The following is a 19,583-nucleotide window of genomic DNA, read 5'->3' as shown; positions in this document are numbered from 1 at the left end:
AGGCACCAGTTGCTTTGTTAAGCGGTGGCAAATATAATTTCATTTTTAGGAACTGGCAAAGGAAATTTTAAAAAAATGCTTTTGTATTTTTGCGTGACTAAGAAAAATTGAATGAATTTAGTAGTAGACTCGGGGAATACAAGAATTAAAATAGCTGTTTTTCAAACTAATACAATTTTGGAGCGGCAGGATTTTTCCAAAGAAAATTTTTTGACGGAATATGAAAAAATCCTGAAAAAATATCCGGAAATCGACCATTCCATACTTTCAAGTGTGACAAATTTCGATCTGAATCATCTGGAAAAGCTCAAAAACGATCTTGATCTTCTTGTTTTGGATACAGAAACTCCTGTTCCTTTTAAAAATGATTATGATACTCCCAAAAGTCTGGGTTTGGATAGAATTGGTTTAGCTGCAGCTGCGGTGAATCAATATCCTGAAAAAAATGTTCTGGTAATCGATGCAGGAACTTGCATTACTTATGATATTAAAACCGCACAGGAGGTTTACCTGGGTGGGGCTATTTCTCCGGGACTGGAGATGAGATTTCGAAGTTTACACAAGTTTACGGCAAATTTGCCGTTAGTATCTCCTAAACCGGATGCGCAGCTTATTGGTAAATCTACCGAAACCAGCATATTATCCGGAATTATTAACGGAATTAAAATGGAATTAGCCGGGGTGATAGAATCCTACCGAACTGAATTTGAAGATTTAACAGTAATAATTACAGGTGGTGACAGCCAAATTTTGTCTATACCATTAAAAAATAGCATATTTGCGAACTCAAATTTTTTGTTAGAAGGACTTAATTTCATTCTAGAATTTAACAAGACTCAATGATAAAACGATTTATAGTAATCGTAACGCTTTTCTCAGTATTTACGACTGTAGCACAGGAAAATGTATCTTCCCCTTATTCCTATTACGGTATTGGTTTAACTAATTTTCAGGGGACTGTGGTGAATAGATCCATGGGAGGGATTAGTGTGTTTACAGATAGTATTCATATGAACCTTCAAAACCCGGCTGCATACGGGCGTTTAAGACTTACTAATTATGCTATTGGAGCCAGCCACGATCGTATCAAGCTGGAAACTGATTCAAAATCTGATGATGCCAAGATCAGTTCTCTGGACTATCTGGCGCTTGGATTTCCTATAAGTAAAAAAGTAGGGATTGGACTTGGAGTGATTCCTTATACTTCTGTGGGATACAGAATCCTTGATGTTGAAGATGGGTCAGCCAGTTTGCTAAATGGTAGAGGAGGGATGAATAAAGTTTTCCTTTCTGCTGGATACGCAATCACTAAGGAATTCAGCATTGGAGTAGATGCGAATTATAATTTTGGAAACTTCCAGAATACCCAAAGTATAAACAGGGAAGACTTTCAATATGGAACTTCTGATGTTAATAGGTCTGATATTAAGGGATTTACCCTTAACTTTGGAGCGAATTATCAAAATAAAATTACAGATGAGTTAACTTTGCATGTTTCCTCGACCTACGCACCTTCTATGGATCTGGATTCAGAAAATAAAAGATCTGTTTCAACGGTAGATTTTTCCGGTGGTGGAGGTAGAGTGATCGATGTTAGAGAGCTCGAAATGATGGATACTCAATTTACTTTCCCTTCCAAATTAAGCTTTGGAGCAGGGATAGGTAAAGTTAATAAATGGTTTGTAGGGGCTGAATATGCTAATATTGGATCTTCTTCTTATGAAGACAGCTTCAGTTTTAGAGGTGATGGAGGAGAATTTGAAGATGCAACTCAACTTTCTATTGGTGGATTTTTTATTCCGAAGTATAATTCATTTACAAGTTACTTTGAGAGAGTGGTTTACAGAGGTGGGTTAAGGTATGACGAGACAGGACTTGTAGTGAACGGCGAACCAATTAATGAGTTTGGCATGTCTTTTGGGTTAGGCTTACCAGTTGGACAATTATTTTCCAATGCAAACCTTGGAATCGAGCTAGGTAGAAGAGGTACCAAAGATTCCGGTTTAATTCAGGAAAACTTTTTAAGACTGTCTGTAGGACTTTCTTTTAACGATAAATGGTTCACGAAACGTAAATTTGATTAACCACAATAAACTAGAAAAATGAAAAAGAGATTACTTGCACTATTAACGGTAGCCCTTGTTGGTTCTGGTGCTGTAAGTGCACAATCTGGAGATTGTACCACTACTGCAGCATTGGCTTATGATGACGCCAAGGCTAAAAATTATGATTCTGCCTACCCTGCTTTGATGAAAGTTAGAGAGGAATGCCCAAAATACAGCCTCGCTACTTATCAGTATCTTGAAAGAGCGATCGAGTATAAGATCGATAAGGCTGAACAAGGGGATAAAAAAGAACTTGTTGAAGAGTTGATGAAAGTATGGGAAGAAAGACTTGAGCTTTACCCATCCAAAACTGAAAAAGGAAAGGTTTATTCAGATATCGCTCTTTTAATGTTCGATAATAAAATAGGAAGTAAAGAAGAACAATACGAAGCTTTCCATAAAGCTTATACCGAGGATAAGGACAACTTTAAAAGTCCTAAAGGTTTGTACGCGTATTTTGACCTGATGGTTGAAATGCAGGATGCAGGAGATAAGACTCTTCAGGATGTATTTGATAACTACGATAGGGTTTTTACTAAGATCGAAGAAGAAGAGAACGAAGCTGCTGAAAATCTTGCTCCGCTTTTAAAGAAGCAGGAAGAAGGTGAAGAGTTGACTTCTAAAGAAAAGAGATCTATTAAATATGCTGAGATCAACCTTGCTAATTATAGTAAAGTAAAGCAGGCGATCAACGCTAAGCTTGGAGCGAGAGCAGATTGTGATAACCTTGTGCCATTGTATAAGAAAGATTTTGAAGCCAAAAAGACTGATGTTAACTGGTTGAAAAATGCCAACGCAAGACTTTCAGCTAAAGATTGTACAGAGGATCCATTGTTTATCCAGGTTTCTGAAGCTTTACACAAATTAGAGCCATCTGCAAAGTCTGCTTACTCACTTGGTCAGTTAGCTGAGTCTGAAGGAAACAGAACTAAAGCACTTCAATATTATAACGAAGCAGCTGAGCTTGAAACTAAGCCTTCAGATAAAGCGAAGATCTATTATAGAATCGCGAATAACTACAAAGAAAAAGGAAGCTTTGGTCAGGCAAGAACTTTCTATAGAAAAGCTCTTGACGCTAAGCCATCTTTAGGTAGTGCTTACTTACAAATCGCAAGTATGTATGCTCAAAGTGCCAACAACTGTGGTGATGATACATTTACTAAAAGAGCTGTTTACTGGTTAGCTGCTGAATATGCTTCGAGAGCTGCAAGGGTAGATCCTTCGCTTTCAAGTAACGCAAATCAGGCTGCTGCTGCCTACAGAGGTAGAGCACCACAGAAGTCTGATGTATTCCAGTCAAGCAGATCTGTAGGAGAAGCAATTTCTGTAGGATGTTGGATTGGTGAGACCGTTCGTATCCCGAACCTATAAGATGAAACTTACATATAGTAATATTATTTATGGCATTGTCACGCTCTTGGGCGTGACAATGCTTTTTTCATGTGAAGGTAATTTACAGCAGGTACGTGCCTTTAGCACGGAAGAAGATGCACCGCAGGCAATAGCCTCGGGTATCAATTTAAAATTTACAGATTCAGGCAGGCTGGTGGCGACTTTAAAAAGCCCGAAGATGCTTGATTTTACCAATAAGGATTTTCCTTACCGGGAGTTTCCTGAGGGAGTTGAAGTGGAATTCTTCGACGAAAAAAATAAAAAGAATACCGTAGTAGCCGATTATGGGATAGTTTATGAAAAGACAAAGCTCATAGATTTGCAGGGGAATGTGGTGATCATTACGGCTGATAGTACCAGGCTTGAAGCAAGTCAGTTGTTCTGGGATCAGGATAGAAGCTGGGTTTTTACAGATAAGCCTAATAAAATAAGATTCCCTGACGGATCGTATACCGAAGATCTGGGTTTTGATTCTAATCAGGATTTCAGTAATTTTCGTTCAAGAACAAATACCGGAATACAAATTATAGAAGAAGACGATGAGTAAATTTTTTAGATATTTTGAATATGCATATCTGCTATTCGCAGGCTTTTTTCTTTTCGAGGCAGTTAGAATCTGGAATACGGAAAGACAAAGAGCTTACCTTTTTCTGTTTTTTGTGGCTATCGCTATTTTCATGTTCTTCTTCAAAAGGCGCTTTAGGCGCAAGTTGGAAGAACGTAATAAATAACCTGAATGGAGGTTGAGATATTTATCATAGTTTGCTCGCTTATACTTTCTGCGTTTTTCTCGGGCATGGAGATCGCGTATGTTTCTTCCAATAAAATCTTTATTGAGATCGAAAAAAGACAAAACGACTTTTTAGCTACCGTTCTTAAGCGATTAACAAAAAAGCCATCTAAATTTATAGCAACCATGCTGGTGGGGAATAATATTGCCCTTGTAGTGTATGGGTTTTTTATGGGAGATCTCCTAATGCATTGGCTAGCGGGAATCGAAACATCCAGCAGTGTTCTGTCTTATCTCATAGTTGACCTGAGTCTCCTTACTCAAACTGTCATCTCTACCCTGGTGATCTTGCTTACAGCTGAATTTTTGCCAAAGGTTTTCTTCCAGATCTATGCCAATAGTATGCTTAAGCTGTTCGCAGTGCCGGCGTATATATTCTATTTGCTTTTTAGTTTTGTTTCTTCATTCGTTATCTGGATCTCAGATATTATTCTGAAAAGATTCTTTAAAACCGATGGTGACGAAGTGCAATTGGCATTTAGCAAAGTCGAACTTGGGAATTTTATCAGTGAACAAATGGAAACCGTGGAAGAGCATGAGGATGTGGATAGTGAAATCCAGATCTTCCAGAACGCACTTCAGTTTTCAGAAATCAAAGCCAGAGAAGTGATGATCCCGCGAACCGAGATCATTGCCGTAGATCAAAAGCTGGCTCCAAGTGATCTTGTTGAGACTTTTACAGAAACAGGCCTTTCCAAAATTCTGGTTTATAATGAGACCATAGATGACATCATTGGATATGTGCATTCTTTTGAACTTTTTAAAAATCCCAGGTCTATAAAATCCATTTTATTGCCGGTTATCTTTGTTCCAGAAACCATGTGGATCAAGGATATTTTGAACATTCTTATCAAAAAGCGTAAAAGTATTGCGGTGGTTATCGACGAATATGGTGGCACCAGCGGGATGATGACCGTAGAGGATATCGTGGAAGAATTGTTTGGAGAGATTGAAGATGAGCATGATTCTGCAGTGCTTATTGAAGAGAAGATAGCCGAAGATCATTTTAAATTCTCGGCCCGGTTAGAGGTTGATTATCTTAATGAAACCTATAGAACAGAAATTCCTGAGGGAGAGAATTATGAGACTTTAAGTGGGTTCATAGTAAATCATACCGAAGAAATTCCGCAGGAAGGAGAAGTTATTAAGATCGAGGAGCTTGAAATTAAAATCCTGGAAACTTCCAATACCAAAATCGAACTGGTAGAGCTGAAAATCAATCCTGAAGGCTAAAAATTTAAAGTTAAGAATTTGCTAATTTTAAATTTTATTATTAGCCTAAAAACCTTATTTTCGCCCCCTATATTTTGACAAATTTAAATTCAAATGGCAGTATTAAATAAAATCAGACAAAGGTCTGTTTTCTTGATTATTATCATTGCATTGGCTTTATTCTCTTTCGTTTTGGCCGATGTGATCAAAAGTGGAGGTATTAGCTCGCAGAATTCTCAAAATGTGATCGCAACCGTTAACGGGACAGAGATAGACAGGGAAGATTTTGCAAGAGAAGTTGAAGCCTTCGAAAGAAACATGGGTAATAATATTAGTACTACTCAGGCGGTTAATCGTGTTTGGGATCAAAAACTAAGACAGGTTATTCTTGAAGAAGAAGTTGAAAAGCTTGGAATTCGTGCTGGTGAGGCTCAGGTTACTAACCTGGTAAAAACTCAAATGGCAGGAAATCCTAACTTTTCTAACGAAGTTGGAATGTTTGACGAGAATAAGCTTAGAGAATATGTGGCAAACTTAAAGGCTACATCTCCTGAAGCTTATGCACAATGGCAGGATTTTACTACTAACCTGGCTAAAACTGCCAAAATGAATACTTACTACAATATGGTGAGTGTTGGTGTTGGAGCTACGCTATTAGAAGGAGAGCAGGTTTATAAACTTCAGAATGACAATATCAACATGAAGTTTGTTCAGGTGCCTTATTCTTCTATTCCGGATACCGAGGTAGAAGTGTCAAAATCTGATATTAAATCTTATATCCAGAAACATTCATCAAAATATAAAACTGAAGCTTCAAGAAGTTTACAATATGTGATCTTTAACGAAACTGCTTCAGCTGAAGATGAGAAAGAGGCAAAAGAAAAAATTGCTGCTCTAAGAAGCGAGAGAGTTGAATATAATGCAGCTATTGGTGCAAATGATACTCTTCCAGGTTTCGATACAACTTCAGATTACGCTGAGTTTCTTGGAACCAACTCTGATCTTCCTTATGATGGACGTTACAAATTTAGAAATGATCTAAAAGGTGACAATGCAGAGGCGATCTTCAATTTAAATGAAGGAGAAACTTTTGGACCTTATAAAGAAAATGGATACTGGAAATTGAGCAAGGTTGTTGAAACCAGTGTTATTCCAGATTCAGTAAAAGCAAGTCATATCCTTATTACTTACAAAGGTGCTCAGTTGGGTGCTACTGCTAACCGAACTAAAGCTGAGGCTAAGGCTCTTGCTGATAGTATTTCTAAAGTAGTTAAAGGAGACAGCGAGAAATTTGCTGAAATGGCTTCAGAATATTCTGCAGATACTTCCAATAACATGCGTGGTGGAGATCTTGGTTATTTCTCTCCGGGAATGATGATCCCTGAATTTGAGAACTATGTATTCGAAAATAAAACTGGTGATGTTGGAGTTGTGGAAACAGGTCTTGGTTACCATGTGATCGCTATAAACGAACAAACTGAAGCTGCACGTGCAGTTAAAGTAGCAACTTTGGCCAGAGAGATCCAGGCTTCTGAAGCTACAATGAACAGCTTGTTCAATGAAGTAACAAAATTCGAAATTTCAGCTTCTGAAGATGACTTCAGTGAAGTTGCTAAAAAAGAAAATTATGAAGTGCGTACTGTAAAAGATGTACAGGCACTTGATGAAAATATTCCTGGTGCAGGAGCTCAGAGAAGAGTAGTGCAGTGGGCATTTGATGAAGAAGCTGAAGTTGGTGATGTTAGAAGATTCGATACCAACAATGGGTATATCGTTGCTCAGTTAACTTCTAAGAAAGAAAAAGGATTGATGAGCGTTGAAGAAGCAGCTGCTCAGGTTACTCCTATCTTGAAAAAACAAAAGAAAGCTGAACTGATCAAAGAAAGAATTAAAGGTAGTTCTCTACAGGAGATCGCAAACAATCAGGGTGTAAGTGTACAAACTGCAGATGCAGTGAACCTTAACAGTCCTACTCTTCCGGGAGCAGGTTCTGAGCCGGAAGTTGTTGGAGCAGTATTCTCTTTAAAGGCAGGTGAGGTAACTCAGCCTATTGCCGGGGAAAAAGGAGTTTATGTTGCAGAATTGGTAAGTAAATTCGAAGCACCTGCTATGGATTCTTATAAGTCTTATGCACAACAAGAAAGTGCTGCCAGAAGAGCACAGGCTGCGATGAGAGTATTTGAAGCTCTTGAGAAAAAGGCAGAAATTGAAGATAACAGAGGTAAGTTCTACTAGGATTTATCTTCCAGATATAAAAAAACCTCACCAATTGGTGAGGTTTTTTTATTTTATAAGTTCATTATAATCCAGAATATCCTGATATCCTTTTTGGCGGAAGAATTCCTTTTCTTTTTCCTTTCCTGTGGCAAGCACAAAGTCTCCACCCCAGGCTCCCAAACTTTTCACCAATCCGTTAAAATCCGGAAATAGCTGCTTTTGGATTCTGGGTAGCTGAATGGTTTTGGAAATTAAGGTTTCATGAGCCTGTAAGAGCATTTTAAACTCCGTAAGGTTCGTTGAGTGGATGATCTGCTCGGTTATCCCGGATATCTTGTCTATGAGCTCCTGTAGCTGCGTTGGATCTTGTTTTCTGTAATGCGCAATCGCTTCTCTGCTATTCTGCTTTTTGTTTAAATAGACAAAGAATAACTCATCCTTGAATTCAGGGTTGAAGTCGGCTGTAAATACAGAAACTCCCTTTTGAGTAAGTTGATAAGTTATGGGATGATCATTTTGCGCTGCGGCAATATCGTATCCGCTGCCTCCAAAAGTTTCAGCAAGCAGTTGATAGGGATCTGTATCGATCCATTGTGCCAGATTATTGATCAAGGTTGAAGAAGTTCCCAAACCCCAGTTTCGGTTAAAATCCAAATGGGTTGAAATGTCCAGTCCCGTTATGAATTTCTCCGGATGTATTTTAAAAAGTTGTTTCAGAATTTGTTGTAACCGGGTGGTGATTTTTCCGGAATCAGGATCTTGCGTTGAGATTTCTAATTCGAAATCACCCTCGTTTATTTTAAAACGGGTTTCAAACCAAACCTTATTCTTCTCATCGTAACTTTTCCAGGTTAGCAGGTTTTGCTCGCCTCCATCGACTTTTAGTGTCTGTCCTTTTGTTGTGGGCAGGGCCAGTGATTTTGCGCCGTCCAGCACCGCATATTCTCCGGTTAATAAGATCTTCCCGTTACTTCGAAATTCCTGCATTAAGAGCGTAGTTTTTCCAGTTGTTCAATAACGCTGCTATGGGTGATGGTATGATGGGTAAAAAACTCAACCAGTTCATTCTTTTCTTCATCTGTCGCCTGATTCTGGTTAAGAATATTCATCAAATGCATTTTCATGTGTCCTTGCTGGATTCCGGTTGTAGTCAGGGAACGTAAAGCTGCAAAATTCTGAGCCAGTCCCGCCACAGCAGTGATCTTCATCAATTCTTCGGCTGAAGGATTTTGCAGGATCTGCAAAGCCAGTTTTACCAGAGGATGTAAGCTGGTTAATCCGCCCACGGTTCCAAGGGCTAAAGGAATCTCCATCCAGAAACTAAAAATACCATCCTCTACCTTAGCGTGGGTCAAACTTGAATACTTTCCGTTTTTTGAAGCATAAGCATGGATCCCTGCTTCAACCGCTCTAAAATCGTTTCCTGTTGCCAGTACCACAGCATCGATACCATTCATGATGCCTTTGTTGTGAGTAACTGCGCGGTACGGTTCTATTTCAGCAATTCTAACGGCCTGAATAAACTTTTCAGCAAACTGCTCGCCGGTCATGTTCTTGTCTTCAGAAAGGTCTTCAACGGGGCAGGAAACTTCAGCCCGAACAATACATTCTGGTACATAGTTGGAAAGTATGCTCATTATTATTTTCAGGTCTTTTTCTTCTTCGGTAAAATCTGAACAGTTATGGGCTTCTTCCTGTAAAACTTCGGCAAACTTCTCCAGACAGGAATTTATGAAATTGGCGCCCATGGAATCACGGGTGTCAAATTTTACAAAAAGCTGGTAGTAATTTTCCAGGTCTTCCGTTTTGTCGACCAGATCAATATTTAGAATCCCACCTCCTCGTTTTTCCATATTACGGGTGATAGGCTTAACCGCTTCAATTAATTTCGGTTTAATTTCAGCGAATAATTTCTCCAGTTTTTGCTTTTCGCCATTATAGAGAAAATGGACCTGACCAATCTTGGTCATATTAAGTACCCTGGTTTTAAAACCACCGCGTTCACTCCAGAACTTTGCAGCTTTACTTGCTGCGGCTACCACAGAGCTTTCTTCAATAGCCATTGGGATCACATGATAATTCCCGTTTATTAGAAAATTTGGTGCAAGTCCCAGAGGCAGGTAAAAGTTTGAAACTGTATTTTCAATGAATTCATCATGAAGCTTTTGAAGCTCTTCATCATTATTCCAATATTGCTTAAGAACTTCGATGGTGGCTGGGTCGTTACTCAGGTAATGCTCTGCAAGCCAGTTTATCTTTTCGTTCTTGGTAAGTTTGGAAAATCCGTTTACGGGTTTTGTCATTTTTTCTGTTTCAGGAGCGCAAAGATACAAAGCATATTTTTAGACAATAACAAAACCAGGGGTTTCAAGGTTTAAAAACTGAATTTTCTTAACACATTGTTAGTATTTAACAAGTATGCATAGTCATATTTTGGTTAAATTTTAGTAAACTTGGCCTGCAATAATTATTCTGTAATTTTTATGAAGTTCCCTAAAATACTAGTTGCTTTTCTTCTGGCAACAACTTCTCTGCTTACTGCACAAAATAAAAAAGTTAGTTTAGAGGAAATCTGGAGAGGAGAGTTTAGACAAGAAACTCTAAGGTCTCTACAATCTTTGAATAACGGAAAAGAATATGTGGTGATGAACCGGGACCGAAACTCGGGAAATACCAGTGTCGATATCTATAGTTATAAGACCGGAAAGAAGACCAGAACGCTGCTTAGCAGTGCAGATTTAAATGAAATCGATTCTTTCGATGCCTTTAAATTTAGTGAAGATGAAAGCAAAATCTTGCTATCTACAGAGGTGGAACCTATTTACCGAAGATCTTCCAGAGAAATTTTTTACGTCTATGATGTAAAAAGCAAAGAGCTTTTAAAAGTATCTGATAATAAGATACAGGAAGCATCTTTCTCACCGGATAATTCTAGCCTTGCCTATGTTTTTGAAAACAACATTTATATCCTGGATCTTGAAACTTTAGAAAGAACACAGGTTACTAAGGATGGAGAGATCAATAGCGTGATCAATGGAATTACAGACTGGGTTTATGAAGAAGAATTTTCTTTTGTAAAAGCTTTTGCCTGGAACCCAACGGGGGAAAAAATTGCCTTTTTAAGATTTGATGAATCTGAAGTGCCTGAATTTTCAATGGATATGTTCGGGAAGGATTTGTATCCAAACCAACATGTTTTCAAATACCCTAAAGCCGGTGAATCCAATTCAAAGGTTAGTTTGCACATGTTTGATGTAAAATCTAAAACTGCACAGGAGATCGATCTTGCATCCATGAAAGATCTTGCTTCTAAAGATTCAGAAGGAAAACTTAATACTTTGAAGGAGTTCTATATTCCAAGAATCAAGTGGAGTGCTAATCCTATGTTGTTAAGTGTTCAGGTATTAAACCGCCATCAGAACGACCTTAATCTACTTTTTGTAGATGCGAGAACTAATACGGCAGAAGTGATTCTTAATGAAACGGATAAGGCTTATGTTGATATTACTGATAATCTAACCTTCCTTGAGGATAACAGCTTCATCTGGTCCAGTGAAAAAGATGGTTGGAATCATATTTATCATTATTCAGAAAAAGGAAAACTGATTGATCAGATCACCAAAGGTGATTGGGAAGTGACCAATTATTACGGATACGATAAAAAAGCTAAGCGTATTTACTATCAAAGTACCGAAAATGGGAGTGTAAATCGCGATGTGTATTCCATTAAGCCAAATGGAAAAAGCAAAAAGAGACTTACTTCGAGAGATGGAATGAACTCTGCAGATTTTAGTGCAGATTTCACTTATTTCATCAACTCATATACAAGTGTGGATACTCCGCCGGTGTATACACTACATTCTGCAAAAGATGGGAAGACGGTAAGAGAGATCTTAAATAATAAGAACTTACTTGAAAAGGTTGCCGGGTATGACTTTTCCCCTAAAGAATTGTCGACAATTGAGATCAACGGAAACGATCTTAACATGTGGATGATCAAACCTTCAGATTTTGATGAGAATAAGGCTTATCCTTTATTGATGTTTCAGTATTCAGGACCAGGATCTCAGTCGGTTTCTAACTCTTATTTTAATACGAATGATTACTGGTATCAGCTGTTGGCAAACAAGGGATATATTATCGCTTGTATAGATGGAAGAGGAACCGGTTTTAAAGGTGCCGAATTCAAAAAGGTGACTTACAAAGAACTTGGAAAATATGAGGTGGAAGATCAGATCGCTGCCGCTAAAAAGCTTGGTGAAAAACCATATATAGATGCCGAGAGAATTGGGATCTGGGGTTGGAGCTATGGTGGATTCATGTCTTCCAACGCTTTGCTTAAAGGGAATGATGTATTTTCTATGGCAATTGCCGTGGCACCGGTTACCAGCTGGAGATTTTACGATACGGTTTATACAGAAAGGTATATGAGAACTCCTCAGGAAAACCCTTCAGGTTATGATGAGAACTCTCCTTTAAATCATGTGGATAAACTTAAAGGTGATTATTTAATTATTCATGGTGGAGGTGATGACAATGTGCATTTGCAAAATACCATGAGAATGGTAGAAGAGCTTATCCAGGCTAACAAACAATTTGACTGGGCTATTTATCCTGATAAAAATCACGGTATTTATGGCGGTAATACCAGATTGCATCTTTATACGATGATGACAGATTTTATACTTGAAAAACTTTAATTAAAACTAGATAACAATGGAATTTAAATTCGGAGGTTCTGAATATAATCAAAGAACGGTCCTGGGGCATCCTTCAGGTCTATTCGTACTTTTCTTTACTGAAATGTGGGAGCGTTTTTCCTATTATGGAATGCGTGCCTTATTGGTGCTTTTCCTAACCGCTTCCATTATGGAAAATGGATGGGAATGGGCACGTCAGGATGCCCTGATCCTTTATGGATGGTATATAGGGCTTGTTTATATTACTCCAATCTTCGGAGGATTGATTGCAGATAAATTTCTTGGTTATCGAAAGGCCGTGGTTCTTGGAGCCCTTATTATGACTCTTGGGCATGCTTCTATGGCTTTGGAAGGATTTACTAACATGTTCTTTTACCTAGGTCTGCTTTTATTGATCCTTGGAAACGGACTGTTTAAACCGAATATTTCCTCTATCGTTGGTCAGTTATACAAAACTGAGGATAAAGAGAAAGACGCCGGTTATACCATTTTCTATATGGGGATCAACGCAGGTGCATTCCTTGGTATTCTTTTATGTGGATACATTGGTGAAAAAGTAGGCTGGCACTGGGGCTTTGGTCTGGCTGGTATCTTTATGTTCTTTGGAATGCTTCAGTTCTATTTTGCTCAGAAGATCTTCGGAAAAATAGGCTTAAAACCTAAGAAAAAAGATGATTATGTAGATGATCATACTATAAAAGGAGAAGTTGAAGATAGCCACGGAAGAGCTATTGTAGACGATAGTGAAGACGAAAATGGGAAACCTGAAGTATCTCCTGCAGTTAAAAAGGACAGGATCATGGTAATCTCTGTATTTGCATTCTTTACTATTTTCTTCTGGTGGGCATTTGAGCAGGCCGGTGGATCGATGACAATCTTCGCGGCAGATTATACCGATAGAGATCTTGTGGGTGGGCAGGCGCTTACTTTTAAGGTTATAAATGCTATTATCACCATTATACCATTAATGGTAATAACCTGGGTATTGTTGTCTCTGTTTAAACAAATCTTTGGGCGATATGCCAAGTCAAATTTTTTCCTGGGATTAAGTTTTGTTATCATCTGGGGAATTGTAATTTGGATGCTTTATAATGAATTCAATGAGGAGACTGCAGAAGTTCCTGCATCATGGTTCTCTGTTCTAAACTCATTATTTATCATCTTGTTTGCTCCTGTATTCTCAAAGATTTGGGAAAGCAGATTGAATCCTTCCGGACCGGTAAAATTCGGAATCGGATTGATCCTGTTAGGAGTTGGATTCGCAGCATTGGCTTACGGAGCATTTGGGATCCCACAGGGAGCTGAAGTTGCATCTGTGAGCATGATATGGCTAATTCTGGCTTATTTCTTCCATACTATTGGTGAATTATGTGTTTCGCCGGTTGGATTGAGTTATGTAAGTAAATTGTCACCACAAAAACTTGTTGGACTAATGTTCGGAATTTGGTTCCTTGCCAACTTCATCGCAGGTATTCTGGGTGGATATACCGGAGGTTATATTGACAGTATTTCTGAAAATTATGGACTATCTGTATTCTTCCTAATATTTACTATCGTACCAATTATCATGGGATTGATCATGTTATTGATCAACAAAATATTGATCAAGAAAATGCATGGAATAAGATAATATTCCAATTACCAGATAAAAAAGCGTTCCTCATTTTAGGAACGCTTTTTGTTTTAAGGGCTTTTAATTAAATTTAAACTATGAAAAAAATATTCTTTTTACTCAGCTTGATCGTTTCTGTCTCTACATTACAGGCGCAGGAAATTAAGTGGATGAGCATGAATGAAGCTTTAAAAGCACAGAAGGCCAAGCCGAAGAAAATATTTGTCGATGCCTATACAACCTGGTGTGGACCATGTAAATTACTAGATAAAAACACTTTTGGAAATAAGGACGTTATAAATTATATCAATAAACATTACTATGCGGTTAAGTTTAATGCTGAAGGTAATGAAGTGATAAACTACAGGGATAAAGTTTTTAAAAACCCTAACTACGATCCTAATAAAAGCGGAAGGAATGCGGTGCACGAATTTGCTCTGGCCATGGGAGTTTCTGCTTATCCAACCATGGTTTTTTTCGATGAAAAAGGAGATTTTCTATCACCATTAAAGGGTTATCTAACCCCGGATAAGCTGGAGATATTTTTAAAGATCTTCGCTACAGATGACTATAAAACGGTAAAAACAGAAGAACAATGGGAGAAATATCAAAAGGACTTTAAAAGTACCTTCTCCAGCTAGAAGCCTTCATTCAATATAAATGCTCCCTTTTCACCGGTATAGTGGAAAGGGATTTTTTTTGTTTCGGCAGTTTGTTTCCAGACTTTGACATACGATGCATAGTTACTACCATCGACTATTACAATATCAGGCTGTATACTATCCAGAAGTCTTTCCAGGTTGATTCTGGGACTATTTTTTAATAAAAGGTAATCTGGCTTGATCTTAAATTTAGCAATCGGGATGACGCTGTCTACGACAAATAATATCTTATCATTGGCTTGCAACACCCTTGGTATGGAATCTTGCTGAATTTTGGTAATTCGATATTCTCTTTGCCAGTCGGTAACAATGGGAGTGACACTGGAATCACTATAGAAAGTTGCACCAAGACCTTTCTTTTCTGCAATAATGGTTTTCCCCGTCTTATGGAAAATGACCAGCTGATTTCCCGGAATATTTAAGACATTCCAAAGACTCGCCAGCTGAAAGATAATAATTGAAATCAGTAAATAGCTTATTCTTTTGAAACCAGGGAACTTCAACAGCAAGATCAGGCTTATAATAAAAGCATAGGCTGCCAGCAATTGTATTTTGCTAAGACTGAGTCCTGAAATTACAAATTGATCCAAACTACCTATCTCAACAACTATATAGTTCATCCAGGCAAGAAGTTTTCCGAAGACATCAGTTATAAACTCCGGAAGAAAATTGATTTGGCTCAGGATAATAATGGCAATTCCCAGTCCCAGGATGATCCCAAGAAAAGGAAGTATGAATAAATTGCTAATAAGGAATAAGCCTGGGAATTGATGAAAATAAAAAATGCTAAGGGGTAAAATTCCTATTTGTGCCGCTAAACTAACCGAGATCAGCTTCCAGAAATAATCCATGAGTTTAAACTTGAAAGTGAATACCCTGTAAATAAACGTCTGGAAGATTATAATGCTGAAGACCGCAAGGTAGCTCAATTGGAATCCTACCTGGAACAGATAATAGGGATTTATAAGTAGCAAAAAGAACAGGGATAGAAAGAGTCCATTTAATACACTGGTTTTCCTTTTAAACTGCATCCCCACCGCAATAAACGAAAACATCCCAACTGCTCTTACAACCGATGGGTTTAGGCCGGTTAATAAGGCGAAGCCCCAGAGGAGAAGAATTAAAAGAATAGTTTTTATGATCCTGCCACCTTTAAGCTTTAAAACCGGCCTGAATACGAAATTGAGGAAAAGCAGAAGAATTCCAATATGTAAACCGCTTATGGCAAGAATGTGCAGTGCCCCGGCACTGGCATAACTTTTATATAGTTCCGGGGAAATATCCCTTTTTTGACCCAGAATTAAAGTCTGAAAAACGGCGAGTTCTTCTTTCCCAAGTTGGTAATTTTTAAGATCTGATATAATTTTTTCTCTTAAGTTCTGGGCAAAAGCAAATAGTGAAGGATGGTGACCGGTAACCTCAATTTGTCCTGGATCAAGGGTGATTTGTTTTTCCACTTGCAGGTTTTTCATGTAGTTACCATAATCAAACTGGAACGGATTCAATGGAGGATTAAATGCTTCAGGTTTAAAAGGCAAAAGGATAATGTCGCCGGGTTTCAGGAAGTTTGAGCCTGCGGTATCGGCTTTTATATTTAGTAGGAGTTTGCCCTCTGTTTTTTGGAGTTCCTCCTGATAAATGCTTTTAGTTTTAATAATATATCGGTCATAGACAGAGGTCTTTTTAAGTTCTTCGGAGACTTCAGCCTGTAAAATACTATTGGCCGGGAGATCAAAATTTGAGTAATGAGATGGTTGAAATTCCGGAATTTTAAAGTGGGTAAGATTGTAGCCCAGACAAAAGACCATTATAAAACTTATGATTCCAATGGATGCACCCTGAAAAATCTCTTTTTGACCCCGGAAAAAAATAATGAAATAGAATAGTAAAATAACTGAGCTAAGAAATAGGATAATGCTGGAATCCACCCGAAACCAGAATGCTGAAAGAATTCCGGTAATAAGGTAAAGGCAAAGTCGAAGAAAAATAAAACGAAATTCCTTCAAGGTGTGATTTTTCTAATTGAAATTTAGAAAAAATCAGATCACCCTGCGCGCCATTACAAAATTATTTTTCCAGAAAGATTCTGATAATGAGGAAATGATAACGCCCCGGGAAGTTGAAGAATGAATAAAATAAATATGCTCATCATTAACAGCTACAACCAGGCCTACATGATTGATCACCTTCCTGTTTTTGTTGGTTTCAAAGAATAACAAATCACCCTGAGTGACTTCATCAAGATACAATCGGCGGCCTTGTAGTGACATATCTCTTGAAGTTCTGGGCAAGGAGATTCCTTCTTCAAGAAAGGATACATATACCAGGCCGGAACAATCCATGCCACTTTCTGTAGTTCCACCATACTTATATTTCGTGCCTTCAAATTTTTTGGCGTTAGCTGCAATTTCTTCAGCAACATTTTCAACAGCTTCAGGTTTTTCTAAGTCCTCATACCTATGGGATTGTCGCGGGCTGCGGTCTTCTTTTTGCGTAATTACTTTAGATCTCGTGCCGCAGGAGCTTAACAGCATAACTGTTAATGCTAAAACAACAAATCTACAAACCGATCTTTGCGTGTTTTGTTCCATTACTTGATAGCATTATAGATCAAATTGGCTGTATTTTCACTGGCTCCCTTCCCGCCAAGTTTTAATTCCAGGTCATGGTAATCCCTGAAGATCTTATTTCTTTGATCTTCATTCAGAATTTTTTGTAATTCAAGCTTGAGGTTCTCTGAATTGAATTCATTCTGGATCAATTCCTTTACCACCTCGCGGTCCATTATCAAATTTACAAGTGATATATAATCCAGGTTAATGATCCTCTTAGCGATATGGTAAGAAATAAAACTTCCCTTATAACACACAACTTCCGGCACTTTAAAAAGCGCAGTTTCAAGGGTAGCGGTACCTGAAGTTACCAATGCCGCATGGGCTATACTAAGGATGTCATAAGTTTTATTCATGATCAATCCTATATTGGATCCTTTGGTAAACCTTTTATAGAATTCTACATCCTGGCTGGGTGCACCTGCGATTACGAATTGATACTCTTTAAAATCTGCGGTAATGCTTAGCATTATCTCCAGCATTTTTTCTATCTCCTGTTTCCTGCTACCGGGTAACAAAGCAATCACCGGTCTATTATCTAATCCGTTATTTCTCTTAAATGATTCTATATCTACAGGAGGTCGTTTATCAATGGCGTCCAGCAATGGATGGCCAACAAAGTGTACGGGGAAATCATGTTTATCGCTATAGAACTCTTTTTCAAAAGGCAGGATCACAAACATTTCGTCAATATCTCTTTTGATCTTTTTAATGCGATTTTCTTTCCAGGCCCATATCTGCGGAGAAACGTAATAATGATTTTTGTACCCCTGCTTTTTGGCCCATTCGGCAATTCTCATGTTAAACCCGGGGTAATCCACATAAATTATCACATCCGGATTATAAGCCTGAATATCTTCCTTGGAGAATTTAATATTTCTAAAAATAGTTTTCAGGTTCATGATCACTTCAGAAAATCCCATAAAAGCAAGTTCGCGGTAATGTTTTACCAGAGTACCGCCCTGCTGTTGCATAAGATCGCCACCCCAGAACCGGAATTCGGCTTGCGGATCTGTATTTTTCAAAGCTTTCATCAGGTTGGAGGCATGGAGGTCTCCAGATGCTTCTCCGGCTATGATATAATACTTCATCTTAAACGAATTTGTAAATTGCGATTCCTATGGCAATGGTGATGGTCGCGAGCAAAACTCCGCGGGCATGATAATTCTGCTTCTTCCGAAGAAAAATGAAAAAAGGAACAAAATTTAAAACTGATCCTAAGGCAATTATTTTGCCGAGATAGCCATTATGAACCGCATCGGCTAAAGTGGCGTCTATACCTGCTTTGGAACCCAAAGCAACATAAAGAAGCACGCCGGCAATGTTTGCGGCAATCCCTGTTATAAACCCGGTAAGTAGGTTCCACTTAATCATTAAGTTCCCAGCTGTTTAGATCATTTATAAAATGATGTGCAGTAAGGTCGAATTGCACCGGAACTACAGAAACATATCCATCCTGTAAGGCTTTTTCATCTGTATCATCTCCATCATCCTTATTTACAAAGGTTCCCGTAAGCCAATAGTAGTCACGACCTTGAGGATTAGTTCGTTTGTCAAATTCTTCTTCCCAATGTGCATTCGCCTGCCTGCAAACTTTGATGCCTTTAATTTCTTTTTCGGTTCCTTTAGGAATGTTCACATTAAGCACCACGCCTTTAGGAAGTCCATTTTTTAGGACATTTCTGGTGACAGCTTTTACAAATTTACGTGCCGGCTCAAAATCGGCATTTAAAGAGTAGTCCAGTAAGGAAAAACCAATTGCAGGAATCCCTTCAATCCCGGCTTCAACAGCAGCACTCATTGTTCCGGAATAAATAACATTAATGGAGGAGTTGGAGCCATGATTTATTCCGCTAACACAAAGGTCTGGTTTGCGGTGCAGGATTTCCTGAGTTGCGATCTTTACGCAATCTGCTGGTGTACCGGAACAACTGTATTCTTTGTGTTTATAAGATTCTTTGATGGTAACTTCTTCGCAATAAAGAGTGTCGCTAATGGTAATGGCATGACCCATTCCACTTTGCGGACTATCCGGAGCGACAACAACCACGTCGCCAAGCTCTTTCATAACTTCAATAAGGGTTCTTATTCCGGGGGCGGTAATACCATCATCATTGGTAACCAGAATCAATGGTTTGTTCTTCTTCATGGGTTATTTTTGGTTTTGCTAAAATAAGAATTTAAATATGGAAAGCTTATATTAGTGCTTTGGCAAATTAGTCAGCTTTATATAATTTATTGGCACAGTTTTTACTGTACTTATAGTAACCACGCGATGACG

General features: G+C 38.3%; 16 protein-coding genes. 9 read left to right on the top strand and 7 right to left on the bottom strand.

Going from position 1 to position 19,583, the window contains the following annotated elements; all coding sequences use genetic code 11:
• Positions 1-111: 111 nt before the first annotated feature.
• From ACNKXV_RS03915 to ACNKXV_RS03890, 6 genes are all read left to right on the top strand, one after another.
• Complete coding sequence (locus ACNKXV_RS03915) at positions 112-843, top strand: type III pantothenate kinase (RefSeq protein WP_417906395.1); 732 nt, start codon at positions 112-114, stop codon at positions 841-843.
• On the top strand, positions 840-2,084 hold the full coding sequence (locus ACNKXV_RS03910) for a BamG family beta-barrel-assembly machinery protein (RefSeq protein ID WP_417906394.1): 1,245 nt from the start codon (positions 840-842) through the stop codon (positions 2,082-2,084). The genes ACNKXV_RS03915 and ACNKXV_RS03910 overlap by 4 nt, the downstream gene beginning before the upstream one ends.
• A gap of 18 nt (positions 2,085-2,102) precedes the next feature.
• Positions 2,103-3,476, top strand: coding sequence for a hypothetical protein (locus ACNKXV_RS03905; protein ID WP_417906393.1), 1,374 nt, complete (start codon positions 2,103-2,105; stop codon positions 3,474-3,476).
• A 1-nt stretch (position 3,477) separates the two neighbouring features.
• Positions 3,478-4,044 (top strand): LPS export ABC transporter periplasmic protein LptC, encoded by a 567-nt coding sequence (gene lptC / locus ACNKXV_RS03900; protein WP_417906392.1) that lies wholly within the window; start codon positions 3,478-3,480, stop codon positions 4,042-4,044.
• A gap of 189 nt (positions 4,045-4,233) precedes the next feature.
• Positions 4,234-5,520 (top strand): hemolysin family protein, encoded by a 1,287-nt coding sequence (locus tag ACNKXV_RS03895; protein WP_417906391.1) that lies wholly within the window; start codon positions 4,234-4,236, stop codon positions 5,518-5,520.
• Between the two features lie 93 nt (positions 5,521-5,613).
• Complete coding sequence (locus ACNKXV_RS03890; protein WP_417906390.1) at positions 5,614-7,734, top strand: peptidylprolyl isomerase; 2,121 nt, start codon at positions 5,614-5,616, stop codon at positions 7,732-7,734.
• 48 nt (positions 7,735-7,782) lie between these two features.
• Here ACNKXV_RS03890 and ACNKXV_RS03885 read toward each other — a convergent pair whose 3' ends face one another.
• On the bottom strand, positions 7,783-8,703 hold the full coding sequence (locus tag ACNKXV_RS03885; RefSeq protein WP_417906389.1) for a GYDIA family GHMP kinase: 921 nt from the start codon (positions 8,701-8,703) through the stop codon (positions 7,783-7,785).
• Entirely contained in the window at positions 8,703-10,019 is a 1,317-nt protein-coding gene (locus ACNKXV_RS03880; protein ID WP_417906388.1) for a hydroxymethylglutaryl-CoA reductase, degradative, read from the bottom strand. Before ACNKXV_RS03880 ends, ACNKXV_RS03885 begins: the two co-directional genes overlap by 1 nt.
• 180 nt (positions 10,020-10,199) lie before the next feature.
• On the opposite strand from ACNKXV_RS03880, the gene ACNKXV_RS03875 reads away from it, so the two are divergent.
• The 3 genes from ACNKXV_RS03875 to ACNKXV_RS03865 all read left to right on the top strand — a co-directional run bounded on the left by ACNKXV_RS03875 (position 10,200) and on the right by ACNKXV_RS03865 (position 14,669).
• Entirely contained in the window at positions 10,200-12,416 is a 2,217-nt protein-coding gene (locus ACNKXV_RS03875) for a S9 family peptidase (RefSeq protein ID WP_417906387.1), read from the top strand.
• Between the two features lie 16 nt (positions 12,417-12,432).
• Positions 12,433-14,046, top strand: a complete 1,614-nt coding sequence (locus ACNKXV_RS03870) for a peptide MFS transporter (RefSeq protein WP_417906386.1) — start codon at positions 12,433-12,435, stop codon at positions 14,044-14,046.
• Positions 14,047-14,126: 80 nt separating this feature from the next.
• Positions 14,127-14,669 (top strand): thioredoxin family protein, encoded by a 543-nt coding sequence (locus ACNKXV_RS03865; RefSeq protein ID WP_417906385.1) that lies wholly within the window; start codon positions 14,127-14,129, stop codon positions 14,667-14,669.
• On the opposite strand, the gene ACNKXV_RS03860 is transcribed toward ACNKXV_RS03865, so the two are convergent.
• The 5 genes from ACNKXV_RS03860 to surE are packed head-to-tail and all read right to left on the bottom strand — an operon-like array spanning position 14,666 to position 19,451.
• The gene (locus ACNKXV_RS03860; RefSeq protein ID WP_417906384.1) at positions 14,666-16,696 is read right to left on the bottom strand and encodes a ComEC/Rec2 family competence protein; all 2,031 of its coding nucleotides are present in this window, start codon (positions 16,694-16,696) and stop codon (positions 14,666-14,668) included. The genes ACNKXV_RS03865 and ACNKXV_RS03860 overlap by 4 nt on opposite strands.
• A 33-nt stretch (positions 16,697-16,729) precedes the next feature.
• A complete protein-coding gene (locus ACNKXV_RS03855) occupies positions 16,730-17,281 on the bottom strand; it encodes a C40 family peptidase (RefSeq protein WP_417906383.1) in 552 nt (183 codons plus the stop codon).
• The gene (gene lpxB / locus ACNKXV_RS03850) at positions 17,281-18,393 is read right to left on the bottom strand and encodes a lipid-A-disaccharide synthase (RefSeq protein ID WP_417906382.1); all 1,113 of its coding nucleotides are present in this window, start codon (positions 18,391-18,393) and stop codon (positions 17,281-17,283) included. The genes ACNKXV_RS03855 and lpxB overlap by 1 nt, the downstream gene beginning before the upstream one ends.
• Before the next feature lies 1 nt (position 18,394).
• Entirely contained in the window at positions 18,395-18,676 is a 282-nt protein-coding gene (locus ACNKXV_RS03845; protein WP_417906381.1) for a hypothetical protein, read from the bottom strand.
• Complete coding sequence (surE, locus tag ACNKXV_RS03840) at positions 18,669-19,451, bottom strand: 5'/3'-nucleotidase SurE (RefSeq protein WP_417906380.1); 783 nt, start codon at positions 19,449-19,451, stop codon at positions 18,669-18,671. The genes ACNKXV_RS03845 and surE overlap by 8 nt, the downstream gene beginning before the upstream one ends.
• Positions 19,452-19,583: the final 132 nt, after the last annotated feature.

The sequence above is a fragment of the Christiangramia aquimixticola genome (assembly GCF_048285835.1).
Classification (GTDB): domain Bacteria; phylum Bacteroidota; class Bacteroidia; order Flavobacteriales; family Flavobacteriaceae; genus Christiangramia; species Christiangramia aquimixticola.
Note: the sequence above shows the minus strand (reverse complement) of the source record. Positions and strands in the feature narration are given on the sequence as shown.